This is a genomic window from Paraburkholderia sp. GAS38 (genome assembly GCF_050434965.1).
Taxonomy (GTDB): domain Bacteria; phylum Pseudomonadota; class Gammaproteobacteria; order Burkholderiales; family Burkholderiaceae; genus Paraburkholderia; species Paraburkholderia phenazinium_A.
In genome coordinates this window covers 106,590-124,945 of sequence record NZ_JBNDJO010000001.1, presented here as the reverse complement: position 1 = coordinate 124,945, position 18,356 = coordinate 106,590, and the positions used below count along the sequence as shown (strand labels likewise).

11 protein-coding genes are annotated in these 18,356 nt (G+C 59.6%); 9 read left to right on the top strand and 2 right to left on the bottom strand.

The window, feature by feature from the left end; translation table 11 throughout:
• The first annotated feature begins 2 nt into the window (after positions 1–2).
• The 8 genes from P3T42_RS00535 to P3T42_RS00500 all read left to right on the top strand — a co-directional run bounded on the left by P3T42_RS00535 (position 3) and on the right by P3T42_RS00500 (position 13,381).
• A complete protein-coding gene (locus P3T42_RS00535; RefSeq protein ID WP_429304865.1) occupies positions 3–1,559 on the top strand; it encodes an efflux transporter outer membrane subunit in 1,557 nt (518 codons plus the stop codon).
• A gap of 481 nt (positions 1,560–2,040) precedes the next feature.
• Complete coding sequence (locus tag P3T42_RS00530) at positions 2,041–2,772, top strand: hypothetical protein (protein WP_429304864.1); 732 nt, start codon at positions 2,041–2,043, stop codon at positions 2,770–2,772.
• 85 nt (positions 2,773–2,857) lie between these two features.
• On the top strand, positions 2,858–3,607 hold the full coding sequence (locus P3T42_RS00525) for a hypothetical protein (RefSeq protein WP_429304863.1): 750 nt from the start codon (positions 2,858–2,860) through the stop codon (positions 3,605–3,607).
• A gap of 255 nt (positions 3,608–3,862) precedes the next feature.
• Complete coding sequence (locus P3T42_RS00520; protein ID WP_429304862.1) at positions 3,863–4,549, top strand: hypothetical protein; 687 nt, start codon at positions 3,863–3,865, stop codon at positions 4,547–4,549.
• 92 nt (positions 4,550–4,641) lie between these two features.
• On the top strand, positions 4,642–8,214 hold the full coding sequence (locus tag P3T42_RS00515; protein WP_429304861.1) for a calcium-binding protein: 3,573 nt from the start codon (positions 4,642–4,644) through the stop codon (positions 8,212–8,214).
• 70 nt (positions 8,215–8,284) lie between these two features.
• Positions 8,285–10,462, top strand: a complete 2,178-nt coding sequence (locus tag P3T42_RS00510; RefSeq protein WP_429304860.1) for a type I secretion system permease/ATPase — start codon at positions 8,285–8,287, stop codon at positions 10,460–10,462.
• A 2-nt stretch (positions 10,463–10,464) separates the two neighbouring features.
• On the top strand, positions 10,465–11,889 hold the full coding sequence (locus tag P3T42_RS00505) for an HlyD family type I secretion periplasmic adaptor subunit (RefSeq protein ID WP_429304859.1): 1,425 nt from the start codon (positions 10,465–10,467) through the stop codon (positions 11,887–11,889).
• 43 nt (positions 11,890–11,932) lie between these two features.
• Positions 11,933–13,381: a TolC family protein gene (locus tag P3T42_RS00500; RefSeq protein ID WP_429304858.1), complete on the top strand. Its 1,449-nt coding sequence runs from the start codon at positions 11,933–11,935 to the stop codon at positions 13,379–13,381.
• A gap of 66 nt (positions 13,382–13,447) precedes the next feature.
• Here P3T42_RS00500 and P3T42_RS00495 read toward each other — a convergent pair whose 3' ends face one another.
• A complete protein-coding gene (locus P3T42_RS00495) occupies positions 13,448–14,326 on the bottom strand; it encodes a lipid A biosynthesis lauroyl acyltransferase (RefSeq protein ID WP_074299458.1) in 879 nt (292 codons plus the stop codon).
• Between the two features lie 367 nt (positions 14,327–14,693).
• On the bottom strand, positions 14,694–17,171 hold the full coding sequence (locus P3T42_RS00490; protein ID WP_074299460.1) for a penicillin-binding protein 1A: 2,478 nt from the start codon (positions 17,169–17,171) through the stop codon (positions 14,694–14,696).
• Between the two features lie 436 nt (positions 17,172–17,607).
• Here P3T42_RS00490 and P3T42_RS00485 point away from each other — a divergent pair, with 436 nt between their 5' ends.
• Positions 17,608–18,204 carry a plasmid mobilization protein gene (locus P3T42_RS00485; RefSeq protein ID WP_429304857.1) on the top strand — a complete coding sequence of 199 codons (597 nt, stop codon included), beginning with the start codon at positions 17,608–17,610 and terminating at the stop codon, positions 18,202–18,204.
• Positions 18,205–18,356: the final 152 nt, after the last annotated feature.

Genomic DNA, 18,356 nt, shown 5'->3' with positions numbered 1-18,356 from the left:
TCATGGCTACTTCTGTCTTCAAACGTATCGGACAGGCCCGAGCCCTCGTCGTGGGCAGCGGCGCGCTCGCGCTCGCGGCCTGCTCGTTCGGCCCGAACGGCAATGCGCCGGCGATGCCCCAGCCGGCGCACTACGGCGCCGAGCCGCAGCCCACCGAAACGGTGCCCGCGCAAGGCGTCACCCAGCAGTTCGTGGCGGGCGCCAAACCGGTGCCGGCATGGTGGCGTCTTTACCAGTCCGACGATCTGAATGCGCTCGTCGACGAAGGCCTGCGCAACAGTCCGACGCTGGCGGCAACCGACAAGAGTCTCACCGCCGCGCGCGAGCAGTTGCGCGGACAGATTGGCAGTTCGATGCTACCCACCGTCGATGCCGTAGCCCAACCGGCCCGGCAGCGCGCGCTGGCGGTTCCAGAACTCGGGCCGAATACGTTCCTGTACAACACGTTCGTCGGCCAGTTGCAGGCGCACTACACGATCGACCTGTTCGGCGCCTCGCGGCTCGCCAATGCCGCGCTCGCTTCGCGCGTCAATGTGCAGGTTTATCAGCTGGAGTCGGCGCGGCGCGCGCTGGCGGCGAACATCGTCACCGCGGCGATCACCGCGGCCTCGATGCATGCGCAGATCGACACCACCGAGCGGCTCGTGACGCTGGCGAACGAAGACGCGCGCGATGCGGCCCGGCGTTACGCACTCGGCGCGATCTCGCATGCGGATTTGTTGAACGCGCAACAAAGTGCGGCGTCGGTGTCGGCGAGTTTGCCGGGTCTGAAGCAACAGTGGGCGACGACGCGGCATGCGCTTGCGGTCCTGATCGGGCGCACGCCTGACGCCGCGCCGCCGGATATCGACCTGGCGCAGGTGCAGGTGCCGCAGCAGGTGCCGGTGCTCGTGCCGTCGGAGTTGCTGCGGGCGCGTCCGGATGTTCAGGCCGCCGACGCGGCGCTCAAGGCGGCCGCGGCGGATGTGGGCGTGGCCACGGCGCAGATGTACCCGAGCCTGTCGCTGACGGCGTCGATGGGACAAGGCGGTTTTAGCTGGCCGGTGGCGCTCTCCGGTGCGGGCGCGATCTGGGCGGTGGCAGGTTCGCTGTCACAGCCGATCTTTCATGGCGGCGCGCTGCTCGCGCAACGGCGCGCGGCGCAGGCGACGTACGACGCCACGACCGAGCAGTACAAGCAGACGGTGCTCGCCGCGTTCCAGAACGTCGCCGATACGCTGGCGGCGCTCGAACACGATGCGCAGGCGCTCGATGCTGCGAATGTCGCCGCGCGTGCTGCGCAGGGTATTTCGGATGAGACGGCGGCGCGTTATCGGCTGGGGGCGGTGCCGGTATCGGCGGCGCGCTCGAGCGAGCAACAGTTTCGGAATGCGAAGCTCGATGAGATACGGTATACCGGTGCGCGGTTGACCGATACGGCGGCGTTGTTTCAGGCGATGGGGACGCCGCCGGTTGAGGAGGCAGGCACGGCGGGTGGCAAGGGGGCGGGGGCTCCGGCTGGGGAAGGTGCGCAGCCGCCGGTTTCGAGTTCGCAGTCCCAAGGGGGATCGGCGGGCTGAAGGCTCCGAGTGGTTCATGGGCGCCGCGCGACCTCTACGTGATGGATCACCCGGCGTCCCCTCTAACGACTGTCCCGCGAATCGCGACGAAAACGCCACCCCGAATTTCGAACGCCCCTCCCACCAGTCCCATCCCCGCAGGAAAAGTCGTGCCTCGACCAGGCACACGTCCGTAGTTCATCCTCGCGTACAGCTTGTTGATCACACGCAATCACCATGATTGGCGCTGTGTCGCAGTCCGCTCATCGACGCCCCCTCCTCCCTTGCCTGCCTAACAAGCGCTGGTACCAATTGACAGCCGCTTTATTCAGCGCTTCTGACCGTTCTCGGTGTCAGTGCAGAAATTTCCGATAGCGCGGCCTCCCATTTTTCCTCGATGATTGCGTATTGAGTTAAAAATAGCCTGAATGAGTGAAATACGCTGCTCCGGCACGTGTTCACCGTTCTGAGACGCGGCCAGTACAGCATCGGAATGACATAAATGAGTTACACAGCGAGATATCTACTCAGCGCTGCTTTGATCTTTTGTTCGTCGTACGTATTTTTTCACGGATGGCATCTGCCAAAGCGTGATGTTGAGAAGGCCACGGCCAGTGATGTCAAGGTATGGACAAATCCATATCCCGTGTCATCGCCTGCTCATAAAGAAGCAAGAGAATTTAATGAGTGGATTCAATCGAATAGCGAGCTGGATCAGCTTTCCAACGGGGCTGACGAACTCGCCAAGCTCGAACTGGCTAGTCAACTCGAAGCAAAGGGTCTAGATCGATTGCCCACTGAGATGTTGGAAAGATATCTCCCGCTCATCAATAAAGTTTTGTGGTCTCTGGATAACAAGACTTGCAGTGACGTAGCGAAGGGGGAGATTTCCGGCTCGCAGTTGGCGACGCATACCGCTCGGATCATCGAGACAATGAGTGCTACCGAAGCAAAAACATGGTTTACGACAAGTCAATCCGCCATCGATGCTCAACTCCGCAATCTACCCATTATTTCTGTCGCGAAGGAAGATGTGCAACTGGCTATTTTAAAACTTGCGGCATCGCTTCCCGATTATCGATCAAAAATTTTTCTCTCCAATCTGGAGAATATCCGAACCGCAAACGACGAGAACAGATGCGCAACAGTGCGAACGGTTTTTTCTCAAACACTTTTATTGCCTGAACCTTATCAAGGTTATTTGGCAAGATCGCTATTTTCACTAAAAATATAAATCATGCCCGAATGGCAAAGATCTGCCGCATCTGTACCACCGCTCCGCTATGAAACGTGAGCGCACGACGTAGGAATCGTACTAAATGAAGTTAGCGATAAAATTTTTACTCGGTTCAATTTCTATTTTATTTTTCATAATAATATTTTTTCCTGGACGCCATCCGAATCCGAAGAACGCCATCCAAGACGAAATTGCAAATGATCCCGTATTATCGATGAATCCATACTCGGCATCATCGCCGATATACCGAGAGTTTAATCAATACCGCCAATGGATATTGAATAACAAGAAACTGGCTGCTGCCAGCGATACCGCACGTCCATCAGATCTACTGATGTTATCAGGCCAACTGGCGGCAAAAGGAATGCCCCGTCTATCGACCGACCTGCTGGAACAGCGTTTTTCTTCTGTAAATAGGATATTGCCGTCGCTGAACATCCACACGTGTAGCACGCTTATAAAAGGAGGATTTAGCGCTACGGAATTTACAGCGCAATCTGCTCCGAGGATGAATTCATTCGATGCCGATGAAGCTAAAGCTTGGTTCTCTGTCGGCAAAGCGGCTATCGAGGCACAACTGAATGGGGCACCGATTATTGTGCTATCAACGGAAGACGCAGTACGAGGTGTACTGAAAATTTCCAGATCAATGTACGAACCGCAATCCAAATCTTTCCTTTCCGTGATGGCCAACTTAAAAACGGCGAGCGATGAAGATGCGTGCGAAACGGTACAGATTCTCTATTCCAGAGGGAATTCCCTGCCTGAGCCTTATCGAGGCTATGTGGCGCGGATGCTCCTTACAGGAGACGAAGGGAATGAAAAAATTTAACGAGGAACATTTCGAATCGGGGAACAAGAGTAGGCGACATGAACGGCACGACCAGTTCGACAATCGAAACAATTAACCAATTCACCGATTAGACAAGCAAAAATCTCTGACATGATACGTGGTTACGAGATTATCGAAATAGCTAAAATGAATAAATATTTCAATTTTCTATGCATATCGACTTTATTTGCCACTTCCATATTCATATGCTCCCGTGGCTTCCATTTTATATCGAATAATAATATAGAAAATAATATGACCGGCACCGCCAAGGTCAACAAGACCGCAGCCGTGGATATTACGGTCAATGATGCTACAGTTTGGCTAAATCCATTTTCAAAATCTTCCCCTATATACCACGAAGCGGAGCTATTTCATTTTTGGTTATTGGATAACCAAAAATTGGCCAACGAACTTGGTGCGATCGCACCAGGTGATAAATTGCGCTTATCTGGTCAAATGATAAACAAAGGGATGGCCCGGTTACCCACTGTCCTGCTGGAGCAACGACTGGTTTCTGTCAATAAAATACTGGCATCGCTGGATCCACATATGTGCGGCAAGTACATAAAAGGAGAAATGCCAGATTCGGAATTCCAAAGCTACGCCTACCCAGTAATGGAATCGTTCGACTCCACGGAAGCGAAGGCGTGGTTTTTCGTCAACAAATCTGCTCTCGAAGCAGAGCTAGAAAAATCAGCACCGATCGTGCTTTCAACTGAAGAAATGCTGCAAGGTATCAAAAAAATTGCACAATCGATCGATCAGCCGCAATCCCGGGAATTTGTTTCCGGCTTATCCAATTTGAACACGGAGAGTGACGAAGTTGCATGCGCGACGGCTCGCACTCTCTATGTAAAAGGCAGCTCTCTGCCCGAACCTTATCGTGGATACATAGCAAGATTGCTTCTTACCATGGACAACGGACATCAGAAAATCTGAACAACCTTTAGTCCTGGTTTCATGCCAATAAATGCAGATCTTCCTCACGATATTTGAACGCAGCCATCATTTTTAAATAAGATAACGATACAATGAAATCCGATTTCATCACCGAACTTCTCGCACCGTTGTTTGATACTAGCGCATCGGTTATTGGCGTGATGGGGACCGCGGCAAGTGGGGATATAAGAGGGACGGTTGTTAATGCTGGGTCGGTAATGGTTAGCGGTGCGGCAACCATCACCGGCAGTAAAACTCTGGGAGCGCTGGGCACAGTCCTTGGTACCAGTAGCGCGGTAGTGAGCGCCGCCAATAATCTTCCCGAACAGATACGTGCAGTGTCCGGTACGCTAGCCGAATACGAAAACGCGACGCGGTCCGGCGACCAGGGGTCAATAAGCTATGCCGGGCTGAAAGTGGCGGAGAGTGTCGCTACCGCGCTAAATACCATTGGATCAGTAATCTCCGGGGTCGCAGATGCCTTGGCCATGTCCGGTGCGATCACATCGGCAGCAGCGGCCCCTGTCGTAAGTCTTGGCATCGCGCTTTCAACTGCGGCGGGACTGCTCGCTCTAGCCGGCACCAATGCGGTCGTGGATGCAGTAAGGAGCGCCGCGAACAGTATCAGCGATCTACTTAACGACATCGCTTCCCAGTCGGGCACTGGATCGCCGGGCACCATCTCCCCCCCTTCCGCCCAAACCGGAGCACCCGGCTCCGGCGGGAAAAGCCCCGAATCAGGCGCAGGCGGCGCCGCGATGGGCAAATACCCAGATGACGGATTGGACTTCACCAGCCCGCTCGTCCTCGACTTGACCGGTTCGGGAATCAACCTGACACCGCTGAACACAAGCGCCCCCTACTTCGACCTCGCCAACGACGGCTTCGCCCGTCAAACAGGCTGGGTCGGTGCCGGCATGGGCTTGCTCTGTTTCGATCCGAACGATCAGAACATCACAAACATTACCCAGCTATTCGGCAATGAAACGACCGATGGCTTCGATATCCTGCGTAAGCTCGACGCCAACCACGACAACGTGATCAACGCATCAGATCCTGCCTTTGCAAGCCTGCGGGTCTGGGTCGATGCCAACGGAAACGGCGCCTCCGATTCGGGCGAACTCCACACCCTTAATCAGCTTGGCATTGTCTCGATCAACCTGAACGCCACTGCGGTGACTGAGACCATCGCGGGCAACAAGATCAGTTCGATCAGCAGTTATACGCTGGCGGACGGCACGACCCGCGAAATCGTCGACGCATGGTTCGCCAATAGCACGATGAACACCAAACCGCTGACGCCTGTCGACGTGACGGCAACTGCAGCGACGCTCCCTCAACTGGCAGGTGCAGGGAAACTGCGTGACCTGCGTTCGGCCATGTCGCTCGATCAAAGTCTGCAGAGTCTGGTGCAGGCCTTCGTTGTGCAACCGGCCGGCACAAGTCCCTCCGCTATCGAATCGGCTGCACAGGCCATTCTCTTCCAGTGGGCAGAGGTGAGTTCAGCGGCCCCCACCTCACGCGGCGGCTCGATTGACGCACGGCAACTCAGCTTCGTAGAACAGTATCTAGGTCGGCCATTCAATTCGACTGGCGATGGCTTGAACCCTGGAATCAGGGCTGCGGCCTACCTGCAACAATGCTGGAACGATCTCTACGACGCGGCGTTGGCGCGCCTCGTCCTGCAGTCCCCTCTTGCCGCTAGCGTCGCCCCCGAATTCAGGTACGACGCCTCCACGGATACCGTCCAGGCGCCCGCGACATTCGCACCAGCGCTGGCCGCAGCCTTCCAGCGCCTCGGCACAATCAGCGCCACAAACCTTGCTTCGTGGGATCTGCTGTTACGCGTCGCGGACGCAGCGCGATTCGACATGGGCATGTCCGACTCGCTGTTTGAGAAATTCGTTGCGGCTGCAACGAACGACACGGTCGCGTCGATTGCGAACGCCATCGTCTCAGGACTGCAGATCAACATGGACGGATTCGGGCACATCCAGGAAACCGGCACCACCATATATCACGACCTCTATGCCGGCCCGGGAGTCAGTGTGCTGATCGGCAGCCACGCTGGCAACGACCCAAGCGTGCAATTGCCGGGTAACGATGTCTTCCATTTCTCTGCCGGCGACGGTGTTGTAGAGATTCGTGAAAGCGATCCGAACTCCAGCGCTCCTGAGAACACACTGAGCTTCGGTCTCGGGATCGCCCCGTCATCGATCAAAGCAAAGGTGCTCAGCAACGGCGACATGGTGCTGACTGATGGCGTCACTGGCGACCAGATTACGCTGACGGGTGAATTGCGTGACAGCGGCGGTGGCGTTCAGTTGGCGCAATTTGCCGATGGCACGACATGGACCAGGCAGCAATTAATCCAGGTCGCCGCGCTATGTGGAACAGTGGGTAATGACACGCTCTATGGGACTGCCGGCGCGGAAGTATTCGATGGCAAAGGCGGCAACGACTATGTCCAGGGTGGGGGTGGTGGCGACACCTTCATCTTCAATGCGGGCTACGGCAAACTGGAAATTTACGAGTCGGACAAGACCAGCAGCCCCTACAACGTGCTTCAGCTTGCCCCTGGAATCAAGAAGGCATCGGTCACAGTGCGGGGGACGAGCAGCGGCAACCTGATACTGACGGACGGTATCGCGGGCGATCAGATCACCCTGGACTCGGCCATGCTCTTTGGCTCAATGGGTGTGCAAGCCGTCCGGTTTTCCGACAACACGGTCTGGACGCGTCAGCAACTGATCCAGATGGCCACTACGGGCACCACGGGCAACGACACGCTCTATGGCACTTCGGCGGCTGAAGTATTCGATGGCAAAGGCGGTAACGATTATGTCTCGGGCGGCGGCGGTGGCGATACGTTCATCTTCAATGCGGGCTACGGCAAACTGGAAATTGCAGAAACAGATTCAGGCACGACACCCCACAACGTGCTGCAACTAGGCGCGGAAATCAGCACATCATCAGTCATGGTAAGGAGTACCAGCAATTCCGGCCTGGTGCTGACGGATGGCATCGCCGGCGACCAGATTACGCTGGACTCGTTTATGAGCGGCAGCAACTGGGGCGTGCAAGCGGTGCAGTTTGCCGACGGCACCATCTGGAACAGGCAGCAACTGCTCCAGATGGCAACCACCGGCACTGCGGGCGACGACAAATTGTATGGAACACCGGGCGCGGACGTATTCGACGGCAAGGGTGGCAACGATTACGTCCAGGGTGGCGGTGGCGGCGATACGTTCATCTTCAATGCGGGCTACGGGAAACTCGAGATTGCTGAGTACGATTCCAGCAGTGCGGCTCATAACCTGCTGCAACTGGGCGCGGGAATCAGCGCGTCATCGGTCACGGTGAAGAGCACAAGCAATTCCGGTCTTGTGCTAACAGACGGCATCGCGGGCGACCAGATCACGCTCGATTCCTTCATGAACGGCAGCGGCTTCGGCGTGCAGACCGTGCAGTTCGCAGATGGCACGGCATGGAACAGGCAGCAAATGCTTCAGATGGCGACCGGCACCGCAGGCCTTGCTGATCGGCAAGTCAACAATCTGATTGCTGGCATGGCATCTTACGGCGCGCAACCGGCGGCCAGTTCGCAGACGTTGGATACGATCCAGCAGCAGCCGAAAGTAACGCTCTCGGCCAGCCAGTACTGACGCGCCCTTCATCCTCTGTTCAGGCATCCGCGGACTTTTAAAGTCGCGGATGCCAAAAACCCAGAATCCCTTGAACACTCCTGAACTCAACCAACCGGCGCCACCCGCACTGGGCCACGCTTCTGATCCAACTTCGCAAGACAACCCTGGGCACGATCCGGCGTTAGCGTGCCTTGTCGTGATCGCGCGGTTTCATGGCATTGCCATCGACGCGGCGCAGTTACGTCATACCGCTGCGCGCGGCAACAAGCGCTTCGACAGTGATGCGCTCGTTCTGAGCGCTCGATCGATCGGTTTGAAGGCGTCGTCCGTACCGCTGCGAATCGACCGGCTTGATCGCACGCCTTTACCCGCGCTTGCATTTGACAGGGATGGCAAACATTTCATTATCGCTCGCTGCGACGGTGAGACAGTCTTCGTTCTCGAAGCGGAGGCCGCCTCTCCTATTGTGATGCCGCTCGACGCGCTGGCCGTCCGCACTACCGGCCGCATGCTGCTATTCACGTCGCGAGCTTCACTGGCAGGCGAACTCGCGAAGTTCGATTTTTCGTGGTTCATTCCTGCGATCATCAAATACCGGCGACTACTGCTCGAAGTGCTGGGCGTGTCGCTGGTCCTGCAGATTTTCGGGTTGATTTCGCCGCTGATGTTTCAGGTGGTGATGGACAAGGTGCTCGTGAACCGCGCCTATAACACGCTCGTTGTTGTAGGCATTGCGCTTTTCGTTAGTTCTACCTTCGAAGTGCTACTCACGGGTCTGCGCAATTTCACGTTCTCGCACACCACCAACCGGATCGACGTGGAACTGGGCGCACGTCTGTTCCGCCATCTGGTGGCGCTGCCGTTGCCCTATTTCGCGGCGCGACGCGTAGGCGATACCGTCGCGCGCGTGCGAGAACTGGAAAACATCCGTAACTTCCTGACGGGTCAGGCGCTAACCGCTGTCATCGATCTCGTGTTCTCGTTTGTCTTCATCTCGGTGATGTGCCTCTACAGCGTGTGGCTCACGCTCATCGTCGTGGCATCGTTGCCGCTCTACGCCCTCATCTCGGCCATGCTTGTGCCCGCCCTGCGCCGGCGTCTGAACGAGAAATTCGCACGTGGCGCGGACAACCAGTCGTTTCTGGTCGAAACCGTTTCCAGCATCGAAACGGTCAAGGCAATGGCGGTTGAGCCGCACTTCATCAAACGATGGGAAGCGCAACTTGCGGCCTACGTCGCATCGGGCTTCCGGGTGACGGCACTCGGCAATGTGGGGCAGCAGCTCATCCAGTTTGTCGGCAAGCTGGTCACGCTCGCGACGCTGCTGCTGGGCGCGAAGCTGGTCATTGACGGTCGGTTGACCGTCGGTCAACTGGTGGCGTTCAACATGATGTCGCAGCACGTCGCCTCGCCGATCCTGCGTCTCGCCCAGCTATGGCAGGATTTCCAGCAAATCGGCATCTCAATGGGGCGACTGGGCGACATTCTCAACACGCGCAACGAACTACCGCAAAGCCGGCAAGCGCTGCCGGCTCTAAATGGCAACATCCGGTTTGAGCACATCCGTTTCCGTTACCGGTCAGACGGTCCACCGATTCTCGATGACATATCTCTCGACGTGCGCGCCGGTGAGGTGATCGGCATCGTGGGCCGCTCAGGCTCGGGCAAGAGCACACTCACCAAGCTGTTGCAGCGGCTTTACTTGCCCGAACACGGCACCGTGCGCATCGACGACATCGACCTTGCCCTCGCCGATCCGGCCTGGCTGCGCCGGCAGGTAGGCGTCGTGCTGCAGGAGAACGCCCTCTTTAACCGTTCGATCCGCGAAAACATTGCGCTGACGGATCCGGGCACGCCACTTGAACTCGTGATGCGGGCCGCAAAACTGGCCGGCGCGCATGACTTCATCTGCGAACTGCCTCAAGCCTATGACACGCCGGTCGAAGAGCACGGCGGCAATCTGTCCGGCGGCCAGCGTCAGCGGCTGGCGATTGCACGGGCGCTACTCACCAACCCACGTATTCTGATTTTCGACGAGGCGACCAGCGCGCTCGACTTCGAAACCGAGCGCGTGATCCAGACCAACATGCGCGCCATCTGCGCCGGACGAACTGTCATCATCATCGCCCACCGCCTGAGTGCCGTGCGGCATGCGACGCAGATCATCGCAATGGACAAGGGGCGGATTGTAGAGCGCGGTACGCACGACGCACTGCTCGCGCATGGCGGCTATTACGCACACCTCATTTCGCTGCAGAACAGTTGATCATGCGCCACCGTCTACACGCACTCTCCGATCTGATGCGTCGATACGCGACCATATGGCGAGCCGGGTGGTCGATGCGTGACCAGCTTGAAGCACCGGATAAGCTCAGATACGAATTGGCTTTCCAACCCGCTCAGCTTGAACTGGTCGAAACACCGGTTCACCCTGCGCCTCGTTGGACAATGCGCATTCTGATGCTCCTGTCCGTGCTGATCCTGCTGATCTGCGCAATTGGCCGCCTTGATATCGTCGTGACAGCAAAGGGCAAGCTAGTTCCCAATGAGCGCGTGAAGATCATCCAGCCGGCAATCACCGGAGTCGTGCGCCGGATTCTGGTCCATGACGGTCAACGCGTGAGCGCAGGACAGGCACTACTGGTTCTGGACGCGACGCAGGCAGCAGCTGACGCGGACAAGGCCCGTTCATCGCGGATCGATGCAGCACTCGCGTCCGCCAGGGCAACCGCACTGCTTGATGCGGTCAAAACCGGGCACGTTTCGGCACTGGTTGCCGTCGATAGTGCATCGTCGGAACAACAAGTCGAGGCGCAGCATTTCGCCGAAGGGTTGTACAGAGAATACGCGGACAAGCTCGCCGCGTCGCACGCCGAGCTTCTCAGGCGGGAAGCCGAACTGTCGGTGACCCGGCAGGAAGTGGCCAAGCTACGTGCGACCGCGCCACTGACGCGTAGCGCAGCCGAAGATTACCGGGCGTTAGCCAGCCGCCAATATGTTGCTAAGCATGACTATCTGAGCAAGGAGCAGATCGCGCTAGAACAGGCGCACGAACTCGCCGCACAGCAGAGTCACGCTCTCGAACTGGCCGCCTCCGTAGAGGAACAGCGGGCGGTAATCCAGGCCACCACCTCGCAATTCTCCCGGGAACAGCTTGATGCACTCGACAAGGCAAAGCAGCAGTTGGCGCAGAACACCGCTGAAGAAATCAAGGCTGTGACACGCAAGAGATTGATGACTCTTTACGCGCCGGTTTCGGGAACGGTCGAACAACTGGCCGCACATACGTCCGGCGGTGTCGTCACAACGGCACAGGCGATCATGGAGATCGTACCGGACGACGCGGTAGAAGTTGAAGCAAACATAGAGAACAAGGACATCGGCTTCGTCAATGTTGGGCAGGACGCCATCGTCAAGACGGACGCTTTCCCCTATACCCGGTTTGGCTACCTGACCGGCACGGTAAAGTCCGTATCGAACGATGCGGCGCAGAACAAGGACCCGAAACTGGGCCTGACATTCACGGTACGCATTCAGTTGCCGACCAACAAGATGCAGATCAATAACAAACCGGTTAACCTCACGCCGGGCATGCAGGTGACGGCTGAAATAAGGACCGGACGGCGCGGCGTTGCTGGATATTTTCTCGACCCGCTGATGCAAACAACGCGAGAAAGTCTGCATGAACGTTGAACGGGCCAATCGCACGAAGCCCGGTCTCATGGCTTACGTTCGTATGATGCCGGCCTTGCTGGGGCTATCGGTAGTGGGCGGTATTCCGGAAATCGCACAGGCAATCGATGTATTCCATACCGACGCCATGGTCCCGCGCACACCTGCGGCCGCCTTTGCGGATATCGACGCGGCGTATCCCTGCCGGCTCGATCCACTCGGTGCGCCGCTTCGTCTGGCTGAGGCCGTGAATCGCGCCTTGTGCGAGAACCCTAAAACACGCGAGGCCTGGGCGAATGTCAAGGTGCAAGCCGCTGCGGTTGGGGTGGCAAAGTCAGCGTATCTGCCGAGTCTGACCGGCAACCTGCAGGACGGGCGCAATGACGGGGTAACAGACGTGAAGGGCTACCCTCGCCTGAGTTCGGCCAACCGGTCGACGGCGTATTCCGCCTCCGTCTCGGCGAGCTGGCTACTGTACGACTTCGGCGGCAGGAAGGCGGCGCTTGCCAATGCCCAGGCGTTGTTCGCTGCTGCGCGAGCCAACCAGGATGCCCTCTTGCAGACGGTCCTTTCCACCACGGCAACAGACTACTACGCGACACAGGCGGCAGCCGGCAAGCTGGCCTCGGCGAAAGAAACGGAAAGCATCGCGCATGACAGCTTTATCGCAGCATCCGCACGCGTGACCCGCGGCGTCGCCGCGCTTTCCGACCAGTTGCAGGCCCAGACTTCGTACGCGCAGGCAACGTTCAACCGGGCGAAGGCCGAAGGCGACCTGCAGGCCGCCCTTGGCACCCTAGCCGCCGACATGAACCTGCGCCCCGATCAGCCCATCATCATGCCGGATGCTGACGGCGGCGAGGTGCCGGACCAGGCGTTCGCAGAATCGGTCGCCACGATGATCGAGGAGGCGCAAAACACCCATCCGTCGATCGCCACCGCCAGAGCGAAGCTCGACGCGGCGATCGCCAGTGAGCAGCAGGCACGCGCCGAGGGATTGCCCAATTTGAGCCTGATTGCGAAGTACGGCCAGAACAACCAGCCCGCCAGCCTTGGACTAGGCGAACCTCAATTCGCCGCAACCGGCCGCGATTGGTATGTTGGTCTGCAGGTGCAGATCCCCTTGTTTGACGGATTCAGCCGGATTTACAAGGTACGCGGAGCACACGCCCAGGTGGAAATGCAGCAGGACGCGCTCGACGAAGCTCGTCAGCAGATCGGGCTCGATGTCTGGAAGAGTTACCAGGCATTGCAGACAAACATGCGGAATGTCGGAAACACCGCCACGCTCAAGCAGATTGCGCAACGTTCGTTCGAAGTGGCAAAGGACCGGTATGCAGCGGGGGTGGGAAACATCCTCGAACTACTCGACGCACAGAAGGCGCTTTCAGAGGCGAAACAGCAACGTATTCAGGCCCTCACCGACTGGCGCGCGGCGCGGCTTCGACTGGCCGCAAAGATGGGCCGTCTGGATGCCGAGGACCTGCGTAGAGAACAGGCGCCGCAGCAATAGTGAGGTCTGCCACAAGCGCAGCGCTGCTTGCTCACACCCATCCAGGCCGCAGCCCCCTCAACTCCCTCAATACACCGCCGGCTCCCCCACCGGCCGGTGCTTGAACCGCTTATGCACCCAGTAGTACTGAGCTGGAATCCGCCGCACCTGCGTCTCCAGAAACTCCGTAATCCGGCGCGCATCCACCGTCGCGTCGTCCGACGGAAAATTGCTTAGTTCTTCAAAGATCGTCAGTTTGTAGCCGCGATAATCCGGCAGCACCTCGGTGACAAAAGGCACGACCCGTGCGTTGCCCGCCTTGGCAAGGCGCGACACCGAAGTCAGCGTACAGGCCGGCACACCGAAGAACGGCACGAACACCGAGTCGCGCAAGCCGAAATCCATATCCGCCGCCAGCATCACCGGCTTGCCGTCGCGCAGCACGCGCAACGCGCGGCGCACGCTGTCGCTGCGCGGAATCATCTCGGTGCCGAAACGGCCGCGCTGACGCTTGGCCATCGCGTCGAACAGCACGTTCGACATCGGTGTGTACAACGAAGCCACCGGATGGCGCGTCGAATACATCATGCAACCGGCCTCGATCCCCACGAAGTGAAAGCCGACGAAAATCGTCGGCCGCGAGTGGGCCTCCGCCAGGTCGATGGCGCTTTCCACTTCCACGAGGCGCGAGATCGCCCGCGCATTGCCGAACCACTGCGGCCCGCGCTCGACGTAACTGCGAATCACATGGCCGAAGTGCGCGCGTGCGAGGCGTTCGCGCTCCTCGTCGCTCATGTCCGGGAAGCAGAGTTTCAGATTGGTATGGACGACACGGCGGCGCGTGCTGGGAATGCGATAGAGCAGCGCACCGATGCCGATGCCGATGCGCGCGACCACGCCATACGGCAGGCACGCGAAGGCGCGTAGGAGTCCTGTCATGAGGACGATGAGAATTCGGCTTTTCACGAGAAGATCCCGGTTGAGAGCGGTGTGGCAAACACTTCCCCCAAGCAAGCCTGAGCGGCCGGGAGAAGTGACATGCGCGCGCGTCGAAACCGGGTACCGCGCTGCGCCTAGGTAAGAAAGCGGGAGATCTCGCGTTTCAGCAAGACAGGAGTTTACAAATTAGGCTCGAATGGTAAACCGGATTTGCCTTGTCCGGCACACCATCAGGTAGGAGTTACATTACGTCTTATTCACTTGACGCCGGGCCGACGGGCAATTTGTACCGCGCCGCCCTGCATGGCCGCCGCAAACCCCCGTGGCGTATGACGCCGCGAAGCGCGGCGCGGCGTATCCGGGGATCCCGCGGCCCGGATACGCTCGTACGGCATCAGTGCTTGCTGAACATGTCCATGATCTGCTGCTTCTCGCTCGACGACACGTCCGGCGGCGTCATGCCCGCAGGACCCACGCCGCCCACTGCATCGCTCGCACCGGCGAGCGGATTGGCCGAATCGAGGCCGATGCTGGCGACAAAGCCGTTACCCGGCGTCATATCCGTGTAGAACAGCTCGCCGTCGACGCTGGTGACCGTATCGGGCATGGCCGGCTCGGCCTGCGGCACGCCGCGCAGCGCGTGGCCCATGTAGTCCACCCAGATCGGCAGCGCGAGTTGCGCACCGAACTCGCGGCTGCCGAGACTCTTCGGCTGGTCGTAACCCATCCAGGCCACCGCCACCAGCGACTGCTGGTAGCCGGCGAACCAGCCGTCCTTGGCATCATTCGTCGTACCGGTCTTGCCCTGCAGGTCCGAACGCTTCAGCACGTTGGTGCCCGCGCCCGTCCCCGCCGTCGCCACCGAGTGCAGCAGGCTGTTCATGATGTACGCGTTGCGCGGATCGATCGTGCGCGGCGCATCGCGGCCCGCCGTCAACGGCTGCGCCTTCGAAATCGCGTTGCCGTGCGCGTCGCTCACTTCGGCGATCAGGTAAGGATTGATCCGGTAGCCACCGTTCGCAAACACCGAGTACGCCCCCGCCGATTGCAACGGCGTAACGAGCCCGGCGCCGAGCGCCATTGGCAGATACGGCGGCGTCTTGTCGGCGTCGAAACCGAAACGCTGTGTCACGAAGTCCTGCGCGTACTTCGTGCCGATGAACGACAGGATGCGAATCGACACCAGGTTCTTCGACTTCTCCAACGCGAGGCGCATCGGCATCGGACCTTCCGGCTGGTCGTCGTCCTTCGGCTCCCAGGCGTCGCCGCCAGGCGAGCTAGGCGGGAAATACAGCGGCGCGTCGTTGATGATCGTCGCCGGTCCCAGGCCCTTGTCGAGCGAGGCCGAATAGATAAAAGGCTTGAAGCTCGAACCCGGCTGACGCCATGCCTGGGTCACGTGGTTGAACTTGTTCTTGTTGAAGTCAAAGCCGCCGATCAGCGCGCGAATCGCCCCGTCCTGCGGCGTCAGCGACACCAGTGCGCCTTCCACCTGCGGCAATTGCGTGATCTGCCAGTTGCCCTTGTCGTCCGCCACGAGACGCACGATCGAGCCCGGCTTGATGCGCTGCGCCGCCGTGGCGCGCGCGCTCAGGGCGTTGGCCACGAACTTCAGGCCATCGCCGTTGATGGTCGCCTCGGTGCCGTCGAGGAACTGCGCCTGCACTTCCTTCGGGCTTGCCGCGGTGACCACGGCTGCGACGATCTCGCCGTTATCCGGGTGATCGGTCAAGGCGTCGTCGATCGCCTGGTCGCGATCGTCGCCCGGCGGCGGCAGGTCGACATTGCCTTCCGGACCGCGATAGCCGTGGCGGCGCTCGTAGTCCATCACGCCCTTGCGCACCGCGTGGTACGCAGCGTCCTGATCCGCGGAATCGATCGTGGTGATCACGTTCAGACCGCGCGTGTAGGTTTCGTCCTTGTACTGCGCGTACATCATCTGGCGGACCATTTCCGCTACGTACTCGGCATGGACGCTGTATTCGTTGCCGGGGTTCTTGGTGTGAATCTCTTCCTTGACCGCCGCGTCGTACTGGTCCTGCGTGATGTACTTCAGATCGAGCATGCGCTTCAGGATGTATTCCTGACGGATCTTCGCGCGCTTCGGATTGACCACCGGGTTATACGCCGACGGCGCCTTCGGCAGCCCGGCAAGCATCGCACACTCGGCGAGCGAGAGATCTTTCAGATCCTTGCCGAAATACACACGCGCCGCCGCCGAAAAACCGTACGCGCGCTCGCCCAGATAAATCTGGTTCATGTACAGCTCGAGAATCTGGTCCTTGGTCAGGGCCCGCTCGATCTTGTATGCGAGCAGCATTTCGTAGATCTTGCGCGTGTAGGTCTTCTCGCTGGAGAGGAAGAAGTTGCGCGCCACCTGCATGGTGATCGTACTCGCGCCCTGCGACGCGCCGCCGTGCATCAGGTCGGTCGTGCCGGCGCGCAGGATGCCGACGAAATCGACCCCGCCGTGCTCGTAGAAGCGGTAGTCCTCGATCGCGAGCACCGCTTTCTTCATCTGGTCCGGAATATCCTGGAAGCGCACCAGGTTGCGCCGCTCTTCGCCGAACTCGCCGATCAGCACGTGATCCGCGGTATAGACGCGCAGCGGCACCTTTGGCCGGTAATCGGTGAGCGCGTCGAGCGACGGCAGTTGCGGCCCCATCACGACGAGCGCATAGCCGAGGATCAGCGCACCGACGACCGCAATGGTCGCCAGCAGGCCGACGAAACTCAGCGCGATGCGCGCGCCGAGCGAACGGCGGCGCGGCTCGTCGCGCGAAGCGTCGTTGCGTCCTGAGTTGCGGTGATAGGGATCCCGGTCTTCACCACCCGGAGAATTTGCGGATTGCGGTCGTTTGATGATTGGCATGACTCGAATAATTGGCGCTTGACTCCACGCCTCTCTGCGGGCGGCTGATACCACCGCGTGGCCTGACGCCCCCGGCTGGCCCCGCGGCGCGCCCGGATAGGGTTCGGCCCAGACCGGTCCCGGCGCAACGTAACAGCGCATTTTAAAGAAATCGCGCCGAGCCCAAGGTGCTTTTTTTGTAAGAATTCCTTGGGAAGACCTCGCCGGCACCCGCCGCCCCCTTGCTGCACCGGCCGCCGCGGGTTATCAACAGAAAATGTTCATAGGCCTGTGGACAAGTCCGCCGGAAACGGTCCAAGCCTTTGATGTCACGGGATTTTCATGCACCGCCCGTTTCGCATCTCGGCAACTCGCCTTATGATGGACTCGTCGCGCGGGGAAAGCGCGGCCGCGCGCAAACTCAGCCGTTCGAAGCCAACAAGTACGCGAGCAGACTATGAACAAGCCCAGCGAACGCATCGTCGTATTCGTGACACCCGCCCAGAAGCGCGCGATTGCCGCCAGCGCAGAAGAACTCGGCATCAGCGTCAGCGAGCTGATGCGGCGCGCGGTGCTGAGTTTCGGCGCGACCAGCGAACAGGTGAAGGCGGCGAGCCTCGTCGACCGGCTGCGCGCGCCGCGCGAACCGGATGCCCTCAATGCGGCGCTGGAACGGGTCGCGCACGGTACGCGCAACGCTCAGGCAGCCCTGCCTGCCGCGCTGAAGAAGGTGCCGCCCAGCGCCGTCACGGACGAGGCGGAAACGGCACATGAATCCCTGCTGCCCGCCGACGTGCTCGCCGCACTGGTGCGCACGCCGGAAGAAGAACAGGCCGTCGCCGACGAACAGGCGGTGGCGCGCGTGGCGGCCGCCAAAGCGGCCACGATCGCGCCTCAAGCGCATGTCCAGCCGCAGGCAGGAAAGCCGCCCGTTGCCGTGCCTGTGGCGTCCGTGGCACCCGTTGCTTCGCGCCGCCGGGCACGCATCGAGACCACACCCGACGAAGACGACCCGCGCAACGATCCGACGGCGGAAGACGGCCGCTTCGCCTGAGCCCCTGCCGATCTCTCACCGATATCTCGCGTCGCGCGTATGCCTCACGTATGCCTTGCTCACGTAGCAACGTGCGCTAGAGACCAGGCTCGTCAGCGAATACTTTCGCGACTGTAAGGTCACGCCCATTGAGCTCCCCGCGCGCGATGTGG